Source organism: Ralstonia sp. Ralssp110 (assembly GCF_047325135.1).
Classification (GTDB): Bacteria; Pseudomonadota; Gammaproteobacteria; order Burkholderiales; family Burkholderiaceae; genus Ralstonia; species Ralstonia mojiangensis.
This window is the reverse complement of the sequence record NZ_CP168610.1, coordinates 850,701-869,102: the sequence shown is the minus strand read 5'-3', so window position 1 is coordinate 869,102 and position 18,402 is coordinate 850,701. Positions and strand designations below refer to the sequence as shown.

The following is an 18,402-nucleotide window of genomic DNA, read 5'->3' as shown; positions in this document are numbered from 1 at the left end:
ACGCCCATGGTGAGGGCCTTGTTTCATTGGCGAGGCTATAAAAAACGGCACCGCAGGGGTAGTCGCGGTGCCGTTTTTAGGGCGGATAACCCTTCGATTACATCTTCACAACGTCAAGAACGCTCTTCTTCTTGTCCTTGTAGTTGTACAGGGTGATGGAGCCTTGCTTCAGGTCACCCTTGTCGTCGAACGCGATGTTGCCGATCACGCCGTTGTAGTTGGTTGCCGGCATGGCAGCCAGGATCTTGGCAGCGTCGGTCGAGTTGGCACGCTTCATCGCGTCGATGATCACATTGACGGCGTCATACGTGAACGGTGCGTAGATCTGCACCGGCGTGTTGAAGCGCGCTTGGTACTTCTTCTCGAAGTCCGCGCCCTTCTCCATCTTCGACAGCGCCAGGCCTGCTTCCGAGCAGACGATGTTGTCGATTGCGTCGCCAGCCAGTTCGGCCACCTTGTCGGTACACACGCCGTCGCCGCCAACGATCTTGGCCGTGATGCCCAGTTCCTTGGCTTGCTTGGCGAACGGACCGCCGGTGGCATCCATGCCGCCGTACATGATCACGTCCGGCTTCTTGCCCTTGATCTTGGTCAGAATGGCCTTGAAGTCGGTCGCCTTGTCGTTGGTGGCCTCACGCGCCACAACGTTCACGCCGTCAGCCTTCGCGGTCTTCTCGAACTCGTCGGCCAGGCCCTTACCGTAGGCGGTGGCATCGTCAACGATGGCCACGGTCTTGGCACCCAGGGTCTTGGCGGCGTAGTTCGCCAGTGCCGGGCCTTGCTGCGCGTCGGTCGCAACCACGCGATAGGTCGTCTTGAAGCCTTGCTTGGTGTAGTCAGGGTTCGTCGACGACGGCGAGATCTGCACGATGCCTGCATCGCTGTAGATCTTCGAGGCCGGGATCGAAACGCCCGAGTTCAGGTGGCCCACGACAGCAACAACGTGCTCGTCAACCAGCTTCTGGGCGACGGCGGTGCCGGTCTTCGGGTCGCCCGCATCGTCTTCACCGACCAGTTCCAGCTTGATCTTCTTGCCGTCGATGGTCAGGCCGTCCTTGTTGGCTTCTTCAACGGCCAGGCGTGCACCGTTTTCGTTGTCTTTGCCAAGGTGAGCAATACCGCCCGTGAGCGGAGCCGCGTGACCGATCTTGACGACGGTCTCGCCACCGCCGGCAGCAGCAGCCGGAGCCGACGTTGCTGCAGGTGCAGCAGCTTGGTCTGCGGGCTTTTCCTCGTTCTTACCGCAAGCTGCTACGAGTGCCACGGCAGCCGCAAGCGGCAGAACTTTGGCAAACTTAATTTGCATGAGTGATCTCCTAGATCTCGCAAGAGCAAGAAGAGCGTCCTGCCTCCCGGCCGCTCCCCCCGCGCCGATTGTTTCAATTTGAAACGCGCGAATTGTATCCCCTTTTATTGCGGATGCAATACGCGTCGCAACAACGATTTTTGCAGTAACTACGCCGCTTTACGGGCTTTCCCCAATGCCCAAACAGGCGTCATTTCGCGCAGGCATTCGCGAACGGCGCATAGGCTTATCAAGAACCGTGCCAGACTAGGGGAAACCCCCTATTTGTGCGGCTTGGCGGGCGATTCGCACGATAAATCAAGGCTTCGCCGGCATTGAAGAGGTTTCTGCAATGCACAAAACAAAACGGCCACTCCTGAAAGAAGTGGCCGTCGATTCCTCGAAAGCGCTTTATGCACCGCATTAGGGCGCACAGTTTTTGTGCGTTTTTAAGTGGGCATTTACATAAAGGCATTCAATTGATTTGAAGACCCCTCGGAAGGGGGAAGGACATGTTTTCCTGGATGCCATCAAGCGGACGCACGGTGCGCGCGCCCAGCGCCTTGAGACGGTCAACGATCGATTGCGCCAGTTCTTCGGGCGCCGAAGCCCCCGCGGTCAGCCCGACGCGGCGCTTGCCCGCCACCCATTCGGGCCTCACCTGTTCAGGCGTGTCCACCATATAGGCGGGCACACCCAGCTTTTCGGCCAGCTCACGCAGGCGGTTTGAGTTCGAGCTGTTCGGACTGCCGACCACGATCACCACTTCCACTTGCGGCGCCATGAATTTCACCGCGTCTTGGCGATTCTGCGTCGCGTAGCAGATGTCCTGCTTCTTCGGCTCGTGCACCGCCGGAAAACGTGCCTTGATGGCCGCCACAATCTCCTGGGTCTCGTCCACCGACAACGTGGTCTGCGTCACGTAGGCCAGACGCGTCGGGTCTTTCACCTCAAGATGCGCTACGTCGTCGACGGATTCGACCAGCAGCATGCCGTCGTTGGCTTGGCCCATGGTGCCTTCCACCTCCGGGTGCCCCTTGTGCCCGATCATGATGATCTCGAAACCCTGCGCGCGCATCTTCGAGACTTCCACGTGCACCTTGGTCACCAGCGGGCAAGTCGCATCGAACACGCGTAGGCCGCGCGCCTCCGCCGCCTCGCGCACCGCACGCGACACACCATGCGCGCTGAAGATGACCGTGCCGCCCACAGGCACATCATCGAGCTCCTGCACGAACACCGCGCCCTTGTTGCGCAGATCGCCCACGACATAGGCGTTGTGCACGATCTCGTGACGCACGTAAATGGGCGCGCCAAACAGCTCCAGCGCGCGCTCGACGATCTCGATGGCGCGATCCACGCCGGCGCAGAAGCCGCGCGGCTGCGCCAGCAAGACCTCGGCGTCGGCCTGGGTGACAGGATCAATGGAATCGAGCGGGGTGTTCACAGCGTTGCTCATATCAGAGGATGCCGATCAACTGGACTTCAAACACGATCGTCTGGCCAGCCAGCGGGTGATTGAAGTCGAACAGTGCGGAGGTCTCACCGACTTCCTTGAGCACACCAGCATACTTACCGCCGCTCGGCGCATTGAACTCAACCAGGTCGCCCGGCTGGTAATCCTCTTCAAACGAAGAGTTTTCGCGCAGCGTGGCCAGCGACACGCGCTGCAACAGTTCCGGATTGCGTGGGCCGAACGCGTGCTCGGGCGCAAGGCGGAACGTCGTGCGCTCGCCCTCGCGCATGCCGAGCAGCGCCTGTTCCAGCGTCGGCGCCATCTGGCCTTGCCCCAGCAACAGCGTGGCCGGCTTGTCGTCGAACGTGGTGACGATGTCCGTGTCGTTTTCCAGCGCGATGCGATAGTGCAGCGTCAGAAAGGAATCCGGGCCAACCACCTTGCCTGCGTCGCTCGGCGCCGCCCCGGACGCCTCGTTCACCAAATTTTGCACGCTTAACCTGCTTGACCAAAAAGTAACCCGTTATTGTACGTCAGCCCTCCCCGCGGCCGCAGGCGCGAAGCCCACCGCACTCTCGCTGGCGGGGCCTTTCCTCTGCTCCTGGCTACCCTATGGCAATCGTCGACTGGCCCGCCCACGAGCGGCCGCGTGAAAAACTGCTCGCCCACGGCCCTGCCGCGCTCTCCGACGCGGAATTGCTAGCCATCTTCCTGCGCGTGGGCATGCCAGGCAAAAGCGCTGTCGACCTCGCCCGCGAACTGCTCATGCACTTTGGATCGCTCGCACGGCTGTGCCATGCGTCACAACAGGAGTTCTCGTCGATCAACGGCATGGGCCCCGCCAAATACGCGCAACTGCATGCGCTGCTCGAAGTTGGTCGGCGTGCACTAAAAGAAGACTTCACCCAGGGCCAGACCTTTGACTCTCCACAAAGCGTGAAAGATTTCTTACGCCTGACGCTCGGCCACCGCCCGCACGAGGTTTTCGCCTGCTTCTTTCTAGATGTGCGCCACCGACTGATTGCCTGGGAGGAACTCTTCCGGGGCACGCTGACGGAAGCCCGCGTCTATCCGCGCGAGATTGCCAAGCGCGCGCTACATCACAATGCAGCCGCCGTGATCCTGGCCCACAACCACCCGACCGGGAATACAGAGCCCAGCGAATCCGACATCACGCTGACCCGCGAATTGTGCCGCGCGCTGGCCATGCTCGACGTGATGGTCCTGGATCACATGATCGTCGGTCGCACTCACGTCTACGGCTTCCGGGAACACGGCAAAATGTAGCGCCGATGCCGCATTGCACAGTGCCCAACGGCAATCCATCGATCTCGTTGATTTGTCAGCGGTTTTGTGTGTATAATCCGCGTTTCGCTGAAGTCCCACCCCTACAGTGGCGCTGCGCTTGGTTTTGGTCCCAGCGCCCGGTCGCAAACTGTAGCCAACGAATTTAGTTAGGAGTGCTCCATGGCACGCGTCTGTCAAGTGACCGGGAAAGCGCCGATGGTCGGCAATAACGTTTCCCACGCAAACAACAAGACCAAGCGCCGTTTTCTGCCGAACCTGCAGAATCGTCGCTTCTGGGTCGAATCCGAAAACCGCTGGGTGAGCCTGCGCGTCTCGAACGCTGGTCTGCGCCTGATCGATAAAAAAGGCATCGACGAAGTGCTCGTGGACCTGCGCGCACGCGGCGAAGTCTAATTAGGAGTTAAACATGGCCAGCAAAGGCGGACGCGACAAGATCAAGCTGGAATCGACCGCAGGTACGGGTCATTTCTACACGACCACCAAGAACAAGCGCACCAAGCCGGAAAAGATGGAGATCATGAAGTTCGATCCCGTCGCCCGCAAGCACGTCGCTTACAAGGAAACCAAGATCAAGTAATCCTCGCGGATTGCGCATCTTGCTTCCGTCGGCATGACCGACAGCAAAAACCCGCTCTCAGGCGGGTTTTTTGTTGCCTGCTGTTTGGCGCATGCTGCGGTGTACACTGCTCTTCTTTCCGATTGACACGCGACTGTGTTATTCACCAGCCGCGCCTGCACCGCGTCCCGCGTCTTTCATGAATTTCGATGTTGCCGTTGTTGGCAGCGGCCTGGCGGGCCTGACCGTCGCCCTGCACCTAGCCGATCACCGCCGCGTGGTCGTCATCAGCAAACGCAGCCTGCCTGAAGGCGCCAGCGATTGGGCGCAGGGCGGTATTGCCGCAGTGCTCGATTCAGGCGACAGCCATGACGAGCACGTCGACGACACGCTCATCGCCGGGGCGGGGCTATGCGATGAAGCTGCCACCCGCTACATCGTCGAAAATGGGCGCTCGGCCATTGAATGGTTGATCGGCCATGGCGTGCCTTTCACGCGCGACGAGCAGGCTGAACTCGGCTTCCACCTGACGCGCGAAGGCGGCCATCGCCATCGACGCATTATCCACGCCGCCGATGCCACCGGCCATGCCGTGGTCACGACGCTGGTTGAGAAGGTACGCAACCACCCGAACATCACGCTGCTGGAAGACCACTTTGCGATCGACCTGATTACCGATGCGAAGCTGGGCCAGCCGGGCATGCGCTGCCATGGCCTGTACGCACTCGACATTGCATCAGGCCACGTCAAGACGATTACCGCAAGCCAAACCGTGATGGCCACGGGCGGCGCAGGCAAGGTCTATCTCTACACGACGAATCCGGACACGGCCAGCGGCGACGGCATCGCCATGGCTTGGCGTGCGGGCTGTCGTGTGGCGAACATGGAGTTCATCCAGTTCCATCCCACGTGCCTGTACCACCCGTTCGCAAAATCGTTCCTGATTACCGAAGCCGTGCGCGGTGAAGGCGGCAAGCTGATCCTGCCCGACGGCACGCGCTTCATGCCGGCGCACGATGAGCGCGCTGAGCTCGCTCCACGCGATATCGTCGCCCGCGCCATCGACTTCGAGATGAAGAAACGTGGCCTGGATTGCGTCTACCTGGACATCAGCCACCAGAGCCCCGCGTTCCTCAAGGAACACTTCCCCACCATCATGGCGCGCTGCTTGGAGCTGGGCATCGACATCACGCGCCAACCGATTCCGGTCGTGCCGGCAGCGCACTACACGTGCGGCGGCGTGGTGACGGACCATCTTGGGCGCACGGATATCGCTGGCCTGTACGCCGTCGGCGAGACGGCTTACACCGGCCTGCACGGCGCCAACCGGCTGGCGAGCAATTCGTTGCTGGAGTGCATGGTGATCGGGCGCGGCGCGGCGGAAGACATCCTCGCGCAACCGGCCTCCGGCCCAACATCGGTGCAGATTCCCGCATGGGACGAAAGCCGCGTGACCGATCCCGATGAGGAAGTCGTCGTCTCACACAACTGGGACGAACTGCGCCGCATGATGTGGAACTACGTCGGCATCGTGCGTACGAACAAGCGGCTGGAGCGGGCGCAGCACCGCATTGCGCTGTTGCGCGAAGAGATCACGGAGTACTACGCCAACTTCCGCGTGAGCCACGATCTGCTGGAGCTGCGCAATCTCGTCGAGGCTGCCTCGCTGATCGTCGACAGTGCGCTGTCACGGCATGAGAGCCGCGGCCTGCATTTCTCGCGCGACTACCCCGAAACGTTGCCCAAGGCGCTGCCGACGGTCATGCAGCCGACCCATCGGCAGATCGCCCGGAAACGCTAAGGCTTACTCGACGACGATCCGCAAAGAGAAGTCGGTCGCGCGCACGTCCTTCGTGAGCGCGCCGACGGAGATGCGGTCCACGCCCGTCTCGGCAAAGGTGCGGATCGTCTCGATGTTCACGCCGCCGGACACCTCCAGCAGCGCCCTGCCCGCCGTCACGCGCACAGCCTCACGCATCGCGGGCGGTTCGAAGTTGTCGAGCAGCACGGAGGTAGCGCCCGCCGCCAGCGCCTCTTCAAGCTGAGTCAGCGTTTCTACCTCGATCTGGATTGTCACGCCGGTGTTCAGTGCCTGCGCCGCACGCAGGGCTGCCGTCACGCCGCTCGCCGCAGCGATGTGGTTTTCCTTGATCAGGATGCCGTCATACAACGCCAGGCGTTGATTCTCGCCACCACCGATACGCACGGCGTACTTCTGCGCCAGGCGCAGGCCCGGCAGCGTCTTGCGCGTATCGAGCACGCGGGCGCGCGTGCCGTCGATGGCCGCAGCGTAACGCGACGTCGTTGTCGCCACACCGGAAAGCAATTGCAGGAAGTTCAGCGACGGGCGTTCGGCTGTCAGCAGGGATCGCGCCGGGCCTTCAATCTCGCACACCACCGAATCGGGCGCCATGCGGTCGCCTTCGTGCTGGCGCCATGTAACGCGCAGCGCCGGATCAACGGCGCGCATGCACGCATCGAACCAAGGCGTGCCGCACAGCACGGCGGTCTCGCGCACGATCACCCGCGCGCGCACATGGCGATCGGAGGGGATCAGCAAACCGGTGCGGTCACCCGTGCCGACGTCCTCGGCAATAGCAGCAGACACGTTGGCGGACAGCGCCTCGCGCAGTGCCGGGCCAAAGCTATCGAAAATTGTCTGAGCCGGTGTGGCAAAGCTCGTCGCGTTAATCTGGGTTGCCGTCATGCCGGGCCGATTCCTTGAAAGAGTTGCGCGTTTGCTGCCAGCTCACCTTGCGGGCGGACCATGGCCTTTTCCCGCGCGGCAAAATCCAGCATGCGATCGATGCAGACCACGGCCTGCTTGCCGACGGCGGGATCGACGTGGATCTCGTTGCGACCGGTCTCCAGCACCTCGGCCAGATTGGTCAGCGCATTCATCGCCATCCATGGGCAATGCGCGCAACTTTTGCAGGTGGCGGCGTTGCCGGCGGTCGGCGCCTCGATGAAGCGCTTGCCCGGAGCCGCCATGCGCATCTTGTGCAGGATGCCGTTGTCGGTCGCCACGATGAATTCCTGCGCGGACAACGACTGCGCTGCCGCAATCAGCTGCGAAGTCGAACCCACCACATCGGCCTGCGCCACCACCGATTCCGGCGATTCAGGGTGGACGAGAATCTTCGCGTTCGGGTGTTCGGCGCGCAGCAGGTCAAGCTCGACGCCCTTGAACTCGTCGTGCACCAAACAGGAGCCCTGCCACATCAGCATGTCGGCGCCGGTCTGCTTCTGAATGTAGCTGCCCAGGTGGCGATCGGGCGCCCACAGGATCTTCTTTCCCTGCGCGTGCAGGTGCTGGACGATCTTCAGGCCAATGGACGAGGTCACCATCCAGTCGGCACGCGCCTTTACGGCGGCGCTGGTGTTGGCATAGACGACCACGGTGCGATCCGGATGCGCATCGCAAAAGGCGACGAACTCTTCCGGCGGGCAACCCAGATCCAGCGAGCAGGTCGCGTCAAGATCCGGCATCAACACGGTCTTTTCGGGGCTCAGAATCTTGGCGGTCTCGCCCATGAAGCGCACGCCCGCCACGATCAGTGTCTTGGCCGAATGGTCGCGACCAAAGCGCGCCATCTCCAGCGAATCGGACACGCAGCCACCGGTCTCCTCGGCCAAGTCCTGCAGGTCGGCGTCAACGTAGTAGTGCGCGACCAAGACGGCCTCGCGTTCCTTGAGCAGGCGCTTGATGCGAGCCTTCAGTTCGTCGCGTTCCTCTCGCGACAGCACCGGCGGCACCTTGGCCCAGGCGTGGGCCACGCAACTGGCGCCGGATTGCGCCTCGGAAAGCATATCCGGGCGCTCGAATTCAACCGTCTTGATGTGGGTTTCCATGGTGGTCTCCGCGTCCATTCGCGCTGTTAAGGCGCCGAGAAGCTGGCGCGGCAATGAAACGGACGGCGTGTGAGGAGGACTGGCACCGCGATACATTGTCGCGGCCCGTTAAAAATGTGAGTTGGGGCAGTTTACCCAAAAGAAAAGCCCCGCTGCGGAGCGGGGCTTCACCTATGAAACAAGAAACTCAGGCGTAACGGCGCAGGCGAACAGCAAATTCCTGCAGCGCGTGGATGCCGCTTTCCTCAGCGCGCTTGCACCACTCTTGCAGTTGATGCAGGAGTTGCTCACGCGTGGCGTTCGAACGACCCCACAGCGCGCCAAGCTCGCGGCGCATCTCAACGAAGGTGTGCAACGCCGAATGGTCCGACACGATTTGCGAGAGCTGCTCACGCTGCGGCGCGCCCAGCTTGGTCTCGTCGCGGTGGAACCACTTGCGGGCGGGCTTTAGTGCACGATATTCCACAGCCCGCGAGTCCTTCAGCTTGGCCAGCTCTTGGCGGTAAGCCGCCTTCACAGTCTTGGCGTAGCGGGCCATCACGTCGTAGCGGTTGGCGATGATGGCTTCCAGCGTGTTCTGGTCAACCGGCTTCACGTCGCCAAAACGGGCCTTGGGCGCCACTTTCTTGACCTTCGCCAGACCGATGATCTCCAGCGCTCGGATGTAACCCCAGCCGATATCGAACTCATACCACTTGACCGAGAACTTGGCCGACGTGGCGTACGTGTGGTGGTTGTTGTGCAGCTCTTCGCCGCCGATGATGATGCCCCACGGCGACACATTGGTCGAAGCGTCTTCGCAGTCGAAGTTGCGGTAGCCCCAGAAGTGGCCCAGACCGTTGATGATGCCGGCAGCGTGGATCGGGATCCATAGCATCTGCACCGCCCACACCGTCAGGCCCAGCGCGCCGAACATCAGCACGTCCAGAATCAGCATCAAACCGACGCCCTGCCATGTGAACTTCGAATACACGTTCTTCTCGACCCAATCGTCCGGCGTACCGTGGCCAAACTTCTGGATCGTTTCCTTGTTCTTGGCCTCGGCGCGATACAGCTCAGCACCTTCCATCAGCACCTTGCGGATGCCACGGGTCTGCGGGCTGTGCGGATCCTCTTCGGTTTCACACTTAGCGTGGTGCTTGCGGTGAATGGCGGTCCATTCCTTGGTAACCATGCCGGTGGTCATCCACAGCCAGAAACGGAAGAAGTGTCCGGCGATGGGATGCACGTCCAGCGCCCGGTGCGCTTGGCAACGGTGCAGAAAAATCGTGACGCTGGCGATGGTGATGTGCGTCATCACCAGCGTGAAAATCAGAATCTGCCACCAGGCCCAGTCCAGGGTGCCGTTGGCAAGGAAAGTCAGAAAGGAGTCGATCAAAGTGTTCTCCGTGGTCAACTCGGGGTGATCAAAGCAGCCTTTGGTCCGTCAATCGATCGGAACGGTGCTGCCTCTTAAGGCCATCCGCTGTCGTAGCGTTACGACAATGGGGTCGTGTTGGCGGTGATTCGGGTGCGGGCACCCGGCTTGCGCGTCACATCGGCGAGCTTCTCGCTGCCGGTCATGTGATCTCCGCCCCAGCGCAATACAAGGTATTTGCGGTGCTTTGTCGCAAATGCTAGGCCTTTGCGACGGCCCGTCTGATCCTTTGTGGGAGCAATCGGCATTTTAACCGAATACCCCCTCTATTCCATGGGGGAAAACCGCCGTTTTGACCTCGGACAAGGGTGCACCGTTCCGCCCGCAGGTATGTTAGGCCTGCAGGGACGCGCCGGATGAGGCTACCGCATCACCCGAAGTGCTTGAAGCGCCCTGCTGCAGCACCAGCGGCCCGAGCACACGCACTTCCCGCTGCGGATACGGAATGTCGATGCCGGCCGCTTTGAAGCGGCGATAGATGGTGCGGTTCAGGTCAGACTGCACGCCAAGCTTGCCGTTGTGCGGATCGCCGATCCACACACCAAGTTCGTATTCGATGCCGCTGTCGGCAAACAAGGCCATGAACGCGGCAGGGGCCGGCTCGGGCAGAATGCGCGGGATGCCCTCGGTGCATTGCAGCAGCAGCGCCAGCACCGTTTCCGGATCGGCGGCATACGATGCCTGCACGCGCACTGTCACGCGCACCGTGCCGCGCTCGTTGTGGTTCTGCACCGCCTGCGCGACCATCAATTCGTTCGGAACCAGCGTATCGCCATCGCCGTTGCGCACCACGGTGTAGCGCGTGCGGATCTGCGTGACGATGCCGGTGTATGTGCTGACCGTAATCTGATCGCCGAGCTTGAGCGAGCGCTCGAGCAGGATGATGAAGCCCGAGACGTAATTGCTGGCGATCTTCTGCAAGCCAAAGCCCAAGCCCACACCCAGCGCGCCGCCAAACACCGACAGCACCGTCAAATCGATGCCCACGAGCGACAGGCTCAGTAGCAGCGACACCAGCAGCAGCACCGCCTTGGTTACACGCGACAGCACCACCTTCAGGTTGGCATCAATGGCCGAAGCGCGCGTAATGCGGCTGTCCAGCCACGAGCCGAACCACATCGCCACGAGCACTGTGACGAGAATCCACACCACGCCCATCAGCATGGCGGCGAGGCTCACCTTCTGCTTGCCGCCCAGCGCAAAGCGAATGCCGTCTAGGTAGTCCACCACGTCGCCCAGCACACCCAGTACATAGAGCACCATGCCCATCCACATCAGCGTGGTCAGCACCCGCTCGGCGACGACGAGCATGCCGTGCAACTCACCATTGCCCGACAGCACACGGCGCAGTACGTAGAAGCCGAGATAGAGAATCGCCAGGCCGAACAGCGGCACGGCAGCCAGGCGGAACACGCTGATCGGCATGGTGCCGATCAGGGCATAGCGCGCACCCACCACCAGCAGCCAGCCGATCAGCGGAAACACCGCCCGCTCCAGGCTCGACCAGGCAAAACGCAAGGCGAACGTGTCGTTCACATGGGCCGTATGCAAGCGCCGCGAAATCGGTCGCGCGACCAGCCACGCGGCAACGAGCACCAGCACCAGCACGCCCAGTTGCCAGATGAAACGCGGACCACCCAGATCGGAGACGATGTCGTCGATCATGTGGCCCAGCGCGATATGGTTCAGATTCAGCGGCAATCCGTTCATTGGCGTGACCGGTTATTGCGAACCCTTATTGGGTCCGATAGGGCAACGCGTCGCCCGCATGCTTCTGCCAGTTGGCGGCATAGCGCTGGGCAAGGTCAGCGTCGCCGCGCACGATCAAGACGTTCTCGGCATTGCCGCGCTGCGCGGTCTGCGTAAAGTTGAAGCTGCCGGTGACCAGCACTGGGTGCGCCCCGCGCGGGTCGATCACGATGACCTTGTTGTGCGCGTTCTTGTAGCGCACCTCCAGCCAGACGGGGATGCCCGCATTCGCCACCTCGGGCACGCGGCTGCCGCCGGAGCGCGTCATCTGTTCGCGATCGGCCAGCACCCGCACATCCACGCCGCGCTGATGCGCCGCCAGCAGTGCATGCGTAATCGCCTTGTTTGACAGCAGATATGCCTGCACCAGCACCTGCTCACGCGCCTGGTCGATGGCGTCTGCCAACAACCCTTCGATGTCATCGTCGGGCGTGAAGGCTGCCTGCACCGTGCCCTTGGCCGGCTGCACCGGCGGCGTGCTGCGGGCCAGCGCCTCGCCACCTGCAGCAAACGCCAGCCATGCGGCCAGCAGCCAACCCAAACGGCGCAGCATCATGCGCGGCGCTCCAGCACGGCCGCGAAGAAGCCGTCGGTCTGATGCGTGTGCGGATACAGCTCCAGGTAGGGCCCCATTTCCAGGGCGATCTTCTGCGCGGCGAGCACCTCACCGGCGGGCACGAGCACAAAGTCTTCATGCGCAGCCAGGAACTGCTCGACCACCTGCTGGTTCTCGCGCGCCAACACGCTGCAGGTCGCGTAGACGAGGCGGCCACCCGGCTTCAGCAGCCGCGCCGCCGACGTGAGGATCGACAGCTGCTTGGCCGACATTTCTTCCACGGCCTGGGCAGATTGGCGCCACTTCAGGTCCGGATTGCGGCGCAGCGTGCCCAAGCCGCTGCACGGGGCGTCGACCAGCACACGATCGATCTTGCCCGCCAGGCGCTTGACCTTGGCATCGTGCTCGCTGTCGATGCGGCCCGGATGCACGTTCGACAGGCCGCTGCGCGCCAGGCGTGGCCCCAGGTTCGACAAGCGCTTTTCCGATACGTCGAAGGCATACAGGCGCCCCGTCGAGCGCATCGCCGCGCCGATCGCCAGGGTCTTGCCACCGGCGCCGGCACAGAAATCGACCACCATCTCGCCGCGCTTAGGTGCCAGCAATTGGCAGAGCAGTTGACTGCCCTCGTCCTGCACCTCGACCGTGCCGTTGGTGAAGATATCGAGTTTGTTCAACGCCGGCTTGCCCGCCAGGCGAATGCCCACTGGCGACAACGGCGCCGCGGCACCTTCGATACCGGCTTCGGCCAGTGTGGCGAGCACGGCTTCGCGCTCACCCTTGAGCGTATTCACACGCAAGTCCAGCGGCGCGGGCGTGAGCCACGCTTGCGCCAGTGCTTCGGTGAAGTCCGCACCGTGCTGGGCAACCAGCGCGTCGAACAGCCAGTCGGGCAGGTTGGCACGCACGCGGGCCGCCAGCGCGGCGCGGTCCCGATTTTCCCAGCGATCCAGCCATTCGGCCTCCGCCGGGTTCAGGAACGGGGCAATGGCCTCACGCCCGGCCGTCTGCAGCAAACCGAGCAGCACTAGGCGACGACGCGCCGGGCCAGTGCCGCTCTCGGCAAACTGGCCGAATTCCACCTTGCGGCGAAGCACAGCAAAGGCCGCTTCGGCGATGATGCCGCGCTCTCGGTGGCCCAGTTCATGGTGCTCGCGGAAATACTGGCTGACCACCATGTCAGCGGGCGCCGCGAAGTGGAGCAGGCGCGCAAGCACCTTGTCTAGGTGTTCCAGATGGCTGCCATGCACGCCCGTACGCGGGCGCGGAGAGCTGCGGGGTGCCGGCTTGCCCTGCGGTGCCCGATACCAGCCACCACCGCCGGAACCCGCGCGCTTGTTGGCCGACCCGCTGTTTCCATTGCCGCGCGAACGCTGACGATCCTGACTCATGCTGCCTCCCGGGCGTTGACGCCAATGACAAGCTGCGATTCATCCGGAGAGACGCGCACAACACCGTCTTCGATCGACAACCGCCCTTCCACGAACCAGCGCACGGCACGCGGATAAATCGTGTGTTCCTGCGCCAGCAGCCGCCCGGCCAGCGAATCCGGCGAGTCGTCCTGACGCACGTCGATGATGGCCTGCAGCACGATCGGGCCGTGGTCCAGGTCAGCCGTGACGAAATGCACCGTCGCGCCATGCACCTTCACGCCCATGGCCAACGCGGCCTCGTGCGTGTGCAAACCCGGGAAGCACGGCAACAGCGACGGATGAATGTTCAGCATGCGCCCCGCGTAGCGCTTTACAAAGCCGGGCGTAAGGATGCGCATGAAGCCGGCCAGCACCACGAGATCGGGCGAAAAGCCGTCGATCACCTGTGCCAGGGCGGCGTCGAAGCTGTCGCGATCGGGGAACGCCTTGTGGTCGACCACCGCGGTGGCAATGCCGTGCGAAGCGGCAAATTTAAGTCCTGCCGCATCGGGCCGATTAGAAATGACGGCGGCAATGCGTCCCGACCAACCTTCAGCCTGACAGGCGCGGACAATGGCTTCCATATTGGAGCCGCGTCCGGAAATGAGAATGACGATGTTTTTCATCGCGGCATTTTATCAAGTGCGCCGGAGTTCCCCGAGAAAATCGGGTGTGACGCCTGCGCAGCCATGCCGCGGGCGCTTTTGCAGCCACCGTGGCATTTTGCCGACGCATGCCCGCAAAAACTCTGTCATGCCGGCAAAAGGAAGGGGCAACCGTTGGCGCGCTTTGGCGCGCTCTGATAATCTCAGCGCCATAATTGTCCGCGCTCCCGAGGGGTCGGGTGGGCTGCCAGCGGTGATCCGACGCGTATCAAACGTCCGTTCATCCTGCGCTGCAACATCGTGCGGGCGATACCGTGACGGTCGATCGGCACAGGGTGAGACACCCGGCCTGTCGGCCATCGCCCGCGCCGGGTCGACACGCGTACAACAACAAGAGGGCATTGCCCTCACCGGGGAATAAGAATGACGAGCTCGCTGCGTAGCCTGCTGGTGGTCGACGACCACCCTCTCGCCTTATCTGGCACGACCACGTTTCTTGCGCACGCCTTGCCTGAAGTTCAGGTGCACGCGGCTATTGGCCGGCGCCAAGCGCTGGCGCTGATTGAAGAAGGCGTCCGACCGGACGTCGTGCTGCTGGACGTGTGGCTGTCCGATTGCACAGGTTTCGACGCCATGCGCGAACTGCGCGGCAAACTGCCGGAAGCGCGCTTTGCCTTCATGTCGGCGGAAAACACGCCGGAAATCGTCGCCAAGGCTCAAGCGCTGGGCGCCATCGGGTTCATCGGCAAGCACGCCGATGCCCATGCATTCTCCAAGGCAGTGGCCGGTATTTTTGGCGGCGATGCGTCGTTCCCGTCGGAAGACGATATGGGGGGCATCAACGGCAAAGGGGGCGCCTCGCATGGCATCCCCATCACGCCGGCAGAACTGGGGCTGACGCCGCGCCAGGGCTCGGTGCTGGCGCTGCTGCTCGAAGGCCTGCCGAACAAGTCGATCGCACGCCAGTTGGGCCTGACGGAAAACACCGTCAAAGAACACGTCTCGGCGATTTTGCAGCGGCTGGGCGTGCGCACGCGCATCCAGATCATCTCGCGCATGGAACGCTTTCGCCTGACGGGCGCAGCCTGATCTGCGCATCTGAACTGATCATGCCGGCGCCGCCATCGACGGCGCCGTTTTACATTTCCGTCAGTAAGCGACCTGGGGCTCGGCTGAGCGACCGCGCAGCCAGCGCTTGAGCAGCACGCGCAGCATGTTCGGGTCCATCGGCTTGGCCAGCAGTAGATAGCCGGCTTCTTCGGCGCGCGCGAGGGCGGCGGAGTTGCGATCGCCAGTCAGCAGTACGGCGTGGGCATCGGGGTGGCTGACTTGCCAGCGTTCGAGCAGTTGCAGGCCATCCTCCTCGCCAGGCAGGCGCAGGTCGCAGAAGATGATCTGCGGACGGATGCCGCGCGCGAGAAGTTGCTCTGCGGAGCGGCCATCTGCGGCGCTGTGGACCTCCACACCCCACGCTTCTAGCAGCGCGTGCCAGGCCTTGCGGATCTGCGGGTCGTCATCCACCACCAGCACCACGCCGGAGAACCGCGGCTGATCAAGCACGGCGCGCTTTTGCTCGGCGCGTGGCTGGGTGGCCAGCGGCGCCTTGATCTCAGCGGGCACCGGCCGCAGCGCCATCCAGAACATCGAGCCGCGCCCCGGCACCGAGCGCACGCCAAACGTCCCGCGCAGCAGACGCACACATTCCTTGTAGATCGACAGGCCCAAACCCAAGCCCTGACTCGGATCGCGCTCGGGGTTTTCGACCTGGTAGTACGTCGAGAAGATGTCTTTCTGATGCTCAGGCGCGATGCCGATGCCGGTATCCCAGACCTCGATCCGCAAATGCTTCTGGCGCACGCGCAGCGCCACCATCACGCCGCCGCGCTCGGTGTAACGCAGCGCGTTCTGCAGCAGGTTGAACAGCGCCCGGCGCAGCAGCACCGGCTCGGCCATCCCGAATACAGGCAGTGGCGGAATGCGCGCTGCGAGCGTCAGGCCCTTGGCGCGCGCGTCGGGCATGAACTGCTGGACCACTTCGGTGATGACCTCACCCAGATCCACCGGCTCCAGCGTCGGCGAGGTTTTGCGGCTCTCCAGCTTGGACAGATCCAGCAGCGAGCGGAAGAGCAGATCGATGGTCGCAGCGCCCGAGGCCAATTGCTCCACCAGCGGCGCCAAGGATTCCGACTGGTTGCGCGCCCGCAGCGCCTCCACCAGCAGCACGATCGCATGCACCGGCTGGCGCAAGTCGTGACTGGCCGCAGCCAGGAAGCGCGATTTTTCTTCCGATGCCGACAAAGCGCGTTGCTTCTCGTCCTGATAGCGGCGCGCAAGCTGGCGGCTCTCGTTTTCAAGCTGAATTTCGCGCACCAGCGTGTTGTGGATGTTCACGGCATGCCGCGTCAGCAGCGCCGCAAAGAACAGCAGCACACCGCGCAAATACAGCCCATGCCCCGGAAACGCCTGCTCGGCCAGCACAAAGTGCGGCGCCAGGATGCCCGTCCCGAGGATCAGCAGGCTGGACGGTACCGGCGCCTGCGACAACACGGCCGCCGCCGCCACACCGATGATCACGATCATCAGCAGGCTGCTGAACTCCAGCGACGGCGACATCAGATACAGCCCCGCCGAACAGCCCCACGCCACCCCGCCCACCGCCGACATGACGTGCATGCCCGTCCACCACTTGCGAGTGTGCGCGGCCAGCGTCATGCGGGTCAGGTCGTAGCGATAGCCGAAATAGAAGCGCAGACCTGACGCCGTCAGGCACAGCATGATCAGGCACCAGCCCAGCAGCACGGGGCGGTTCGAGGCATCCCAGAACGCAGCGACCGTCAAGGCGGGCAGCACGACCGAGGCAGCAATCCCCATAGGGGCCCCGCGATGCACGGCGGCGAGCAGCTTGGCTCGGGCGTCCAGTTCAAGCGGCGCGCGGCTGGCAAGCCCGAACTTGGCGAAGAAAAGGCGCAGCGAGGCGTTCAAGGAAATATTGGGAAGAAACTGGATACCGGATTGTGCCGCAAGCATGCGCCGCGCGGGCGCACCGTTCGGACGATTGTGCAACACCCCGACACCCAGCCACGTGCGCGCCGGGGATGGGGCAATCCCTTATATAATGTGCGTTTTGCTGGATTTTGGCGGCTGCCACGCCAATCCGGCACGAAAACGCACTTCCCCTTTCCTCGACCACCGACGCTTCTCGTGAAAGTCTTTCGCGGCCTGCCCAACGCCGAAAGTCGCGCGCCCTGCGCGTTGACCATCGGCAACTTCGACGGCGTGCACCGCGGGCACCAGTCTCTGCTGGCCCGCGCACGCGCGGCGGCTGACGCACGCGGATTGCCGCTCACGGTGATGACGTTCGAGCCGCATCCGCGCGAATTCTTCATGCCGGACCGCGCGCCCACCCGCATTGCGCTGCTGCGCGACAAGCTGGAAAGCCTGCGTCGCCAGGGCGTCGACCGCGTGGTCGTGGAGCATTTCAATGCGCATTTCGCTGGGCAGACGCCGGACGAGTTCGTGCGCAATGTTCTGGTCGATGGCCTGCACACGCGCTGGCTGCTGGTGGGCGATGATTTCCGCTTCGGCGCCAAGCGCGCGGGCGATTTCAACTATCTGCAGGCCGCCGGTGCCCAGTTCGGCTTTGAAGTCGAGCAGATGGGCTCGGTGTCGGAATCCGGCATCCGCATCTCCAGCTCGGCCGTGCGCGAGGCGCTGGCCGCGGGCGACCTCGAACATGCCCGCCGCCTGCTCGGTCACGGTTATGCCATCAGCGGACACGTGGTGCATGGGCAAAAGCTCGGCCGCTCGCTCGGCTTCCCGACGCTGAATCTGCGCATCTCGCACCGCAAGCCGGCAGTGGCCGGCATCTTCGTCGTGCAGGTGCACGGGCTGGCTGAAAAACCGCTGCCGGCCGTCGCCAGCATTGGCGTACGCCCGACGGTGGACGACTCCGGCCGCGTGCTGCTGGAAGTGCACGTCTTTGATTACAACGCCAGCGTCTACGGCAAGCTGGTCCGCGTGGAATTCATGAAGAAGCTGCGCGACGAGGCTCGCTACGACTCGCTCGATGCGCTCAAGGACGCCATCGCGCAGGACTGTGTTCACGCGCGGCAGTTCTTCGGCCTGCCTGTTCCGCCGGCTGGCGAGTCGCCCACGCTGCGGCGCGACTTCGCCACCTCGGCCACCGACCGAATTCAGTAGGCGGCC

General features: G+C 63.1%; 17 protein-coding genes. 6 read left to right on the top strand and 11 right to left on the bottom strand.

From position 1 onward, the window contains the following. Nucleotides 1–97 precede the first annotated feature (97 nt). The 3 genes from ACEN9T_RS12820 to ACEN9T_RS12810 all read right to left on the bottom strand — a co-directional run bounded on the left by ACEN9T_RS12820 (nt 98) and on the right by ACEN9T_RS12810 (nt 3,234). Nucleotides 98–1,306 (bottom strand): branched-chain amino acid ABC transporter substrate-binding protein, encoded by a 1,209-nt coding sequence (locus tag ACEN9T_RS12820; RefSeq protein WP_092972801.1) that lies wholly within the window; start codon nt 1,304–1,306, stop codon nt 98–100. Nucleotides 1,307–1,760: 454 nt separating this feature from the next. After that, nucleotides 1,761–2,744: a 4-hydroxy-3-methylbut-2-enyl diphosphate reductase gene (gene ispH / locus ACEN9T_RS12815; RefSeq protein ID WP_252690861.1), complete on the bottom strand. Its 984-nt coding sequence runs from the start codon at nt 2,742–2,744 to the stop codon at nt 1,761–1,763. A 1-nt stretch (nt 2,745) separates the two neighbouring features. After that, nucleotides 2,746–3,234, bottom strand: a complete 489-nt coding sequence (locus ACEN9T_RS12810; RefSeq protein WP_092972797.1) for an FKBP-type peptidyl-prolyl cis-trans isomerase — start codon at nt 3,232–3,234, stop codon at nt 2,746–2,748. A gap of 119 nt (nt 3,235–3,353) precedes the next feature. Here ACEN9T_RS12810 and radC point away from each other — a divergent pair, with 119 nt between their 5' ends. From radC to nadB, 4 genes are all read left to right on the top strand, one after another. Further along, nucleotides 3,354–4,028: a RadC family protein gene (radC, locus tag ACEN9T_RS12805; protein ID WP_092972795.1), complete on the top strand. Its 675-nt coding sequence runs from the start codon at nt 3,354–3,356 to the stop codon at nt 4,026–4,028. A gap of 180 nt (nt 4,029–4,208) precedes the next feature. Then, entirely contained in the window at nt 4,209–4,442 is a 234-nt protein-coding gene (gene rpmB, locus ACEN9T_RS12800; protein ID WP_004631999.1) for a 50S ribosomal protein L28, read from the top strand. A 13-nt stretch (nt 4,443–4,455) separates the two neighbouring features. Then, a complete protein-coding gene (rpmG, locus tag ACEN9T_RS12795) occupies nt 4,456–4,626 on the top strand; it encodes a 50S ribosomal protein L33 (protein ID WP_003262397.1) in 171 nt (56 codons plus the stop codon). 178 nt (nt 4,627–4,804) lie between these two features. Continuing rightward, nucleotides 4,805–6,406, top strand: coding sequence for an L-aspartate oxidase (gene nadB, locus ACEN9T_RS12790; RefSeq protein WP_092972793.1), 1,602 nt, complete (start codon nt 4,805–4,807; stop codon nt 6,404–6,406). A 3-nt stretch (nt 6,407–6,409) separates the two neighbouring features. Here the strand turns inward: nadB and nadC are convergent, their stop codons facing one another. The 7 genes from nadC to purN all read right to left on the bottom strand — a co-directional run bounded on the left by nadC (nt 6,410) and on the right by purN (nt 14,217). Continuing rightward, entirely contained in the window at nt 6,410–7,312 is a 903-nt protein-coding gene (nadC, locus tag ACEN9T_RS12785) for a carboxylating nicotinate-nucleotide diphosphorylase (protein ID WP_413707886.1), read from the bottom strand. Next, nucleotides 7,309–8,457, bottom strand: coding sequence for a quinolinate synthase NadA (gene nadA / locus ACEN9T_RS12780; protein ID WP_413707885.1), 1,149 nt, complete (start codon nt 8,455–8,457; stop codon nt 7,309–7,311). Before nadA ends, nadC begins: the two co-directional genes overlap by 4 nt. Nucleotides 8,458–8,644: 187 nt before the next feature. Next, the gene (locus ACEN9T_RS12775; RefSeq protein WP_092972787.1) at nt 8,645–9,835 is read right to left on the bottom strand and encodes an acyl-CoA desaturase; all 1,191 of its coding nucleotides are present in this window, start codon (nt 9,833–9,835) and stop codon (nt 8,645–8,647) included. Between the two features lie 372 nt (nt 9,836–10,207). Continuing rightward, the gene (locus tag ACEN9T_RS12770; protein ID WP_413707884.1) at nt 10,208–11,584 is read right to left on the bottom strand and encodes a mechanosensitive ion channel family protein; all 1,377 of its coding nucleotides are present in this window, start codon (nt 11,582–11,584) and stop codon (nt 10,208–10,210) included. Nucleotides 11,585–11,609: 25 nt separating this feature from the next. Beyond that, a complete protein-coding gene (locus tag ACEN9T_RS12765; RefSeq protein WP_092972783.1) occupies nt 11,610–12,179 on the bottom strand; it encodes a phospholipase D family protein in 570 nt (189 codons plus the stop codon). Then, entirely contained in the window at nt 12,176–13,570 is a 1,395-nt protein-coding gene (locus ACEN9T_RS12760) for an RsmB/NOP family class I SAM-dependent RNA methyltransferase (RefSeq protein ID WP_413707883.1), read from the bottom strand. The genes ACEN9T_RS12765 and ACEN9T_RS12760 overlap by 4 nt, the downstream gene beginning before the upstream one ends. After that, nucleotides 13,567–14,217 (bottom strand): phosphoribosylglycinamide formyltransferase, encoded by a 651-nt coding sequence (gene purN, locus ACEN9T_RS12755; RefSeq protein ID WP_092972778.1) that lies wholly within the window; start codon nt 14,215–14,217, stop codon nt 13,567–13,569. Before purN ends, ACEN9T_RS12760 begins: the two co-directional genes overlap by 4 nt. 402 nt (nt 14,218–14,619) lie before the next feature. Here purN and ACEN9T_RS12750 point away from each other — a divergent pair, with 402 nt between their 5' ends. Then, on the top strand, nt 14,620–15,285 hold the full coding sequence (locus tag ACEN9T_RS12750) for a response regulator transcription factor (protein ID WP_024974972.1): 666 nt from the start codon (nt 14,620–14,622) through the stop codon (nt 15,283–15,285). Between the two features lie 60 nt (nt 15,286–15,345). On the opposite strand, the gene ACEN9T_RS12745 is transcribed toward ACEN9T_RS12750, so the two are convergent. Then, nucleotides 15,346–17,178 (bottom strand): hybrid sensor histidine kinase/response regulator, encoded by a 1,833-nt coding sequence (locus ACEN9T_RS12745; RefSeq protein ID WP_092973020.1) that lies wholly within the window; start codon nt 17,176–17,178, stop codon nt 15,346–15,348. A gap of 219 nt (nt 17,179–17,397) precedes the next feature. On the opposite strand from ACEN9T_RS12745, the gene ACEN9T_RS12740 reads away from it, so the two are divergent. Beyond that, nucleotides 17,398–18,396, top strand: coding sequence for a bifunctional riboflavin kinase/FAD synthetase (locus ACEN9T_RS12740; protein WP_092972776.1), 999 nt, complete (start codon nt 17,398–17,400; stop codon nt 18,394–18,396). The last annotated feature ends 6 nt before the right edge of the window (nt 18,397–18,402 follow it).

Bases quoted from the DNA above. Each gene is read 5' to 3' on its own strand.
- ACEN9T_RS12820 (WP_092972801.1), bottom strand. From the start codon at position 1,306: ATGCAAATTAAGTTTGCCAAAGTTCTGCCGCTTGCGGCTGCCGTGGCA.
- ispH (WP_252690861.1), bottom strand. From the start codon at position 2,744: ATGAGCAACGCTGTGAACACCCCGCTCGATTCCATTGATCCTGTCACC.
- radC (WP_092972795.1), top strand. From the start codon at position 3,354: ATGGCAATCGTCGACTGGCCCGCCCACGAGCGGCCGCGTGAAAAACTG.
- rpmB (WP_004631999.1), top strand. From the start codon at position 4,209: ATGGCACGCGTCTGTCAAGTGACCGGGAAAGCGCCGATGGTCGGCAAT.
- rpmG (WP_003262397.1), top strand. From the start codon at position 4,456: ATGGCCAGCAAAGGCGGACGCGACAAGATCAAGCTGGAATCGACCGCA.
- nadB (WP_092972793.1), top strand. From the start codon at position 4,805: ATGAATTTCGATGTTGCCGTTGTTGGCAGCGGCCTGGCGGGCCTGACC.
- nadC (WP_413707886.1), bottom strand. From the start codon at position 7,312: ATGACGGCAACCCAGATTAACGCGACGAGCTTTGCCACACCGGCTCAG.
- nadA (WP_413707885.1), bottom strand. From the start codon at position 8,457: ATGGAAACCCACATCAAGACGGTTGAATTCGAGCGCCCGGATATGCTT.
- ACEN9T_RS12770 (WP_413707884.1), bottom strand. From the start codon at position 11,584: ATGAACGGATTGCCGCTGAATCTGAACCATATCGCGCTGGGCCACATG.
- ACEN9T_RS12765 (WP_092972783.1), bottom strand. From the start codon at position 12,179: ATGATGCTGCGCCGTTTGGGTTGGCTGCTGGCCGCATGGCTGGCGTTT.
- ACEN9T_RS12760 (WP_413707883.1), bottom strand. From the start codon at position 13,570: ATGAGTCAGGATCGTCAGCGTTCGCGCGGCAATGGAAACAGCGGGTCG.
- purN (WP_092972778.1), bottom strand. From the start codon at position 14,217: ATGAAAAACATCGTCATTCTCATTTCCGGACGCGGCTCCAATATGGAA.
- ACEN9T_RS12750 (WP_024974972.1), top strand. From the start codon at position 14,620: ATGACGAGCTCGCTGCGTAGCCTGCTGGTGGTCGACGACCACCCTCTC.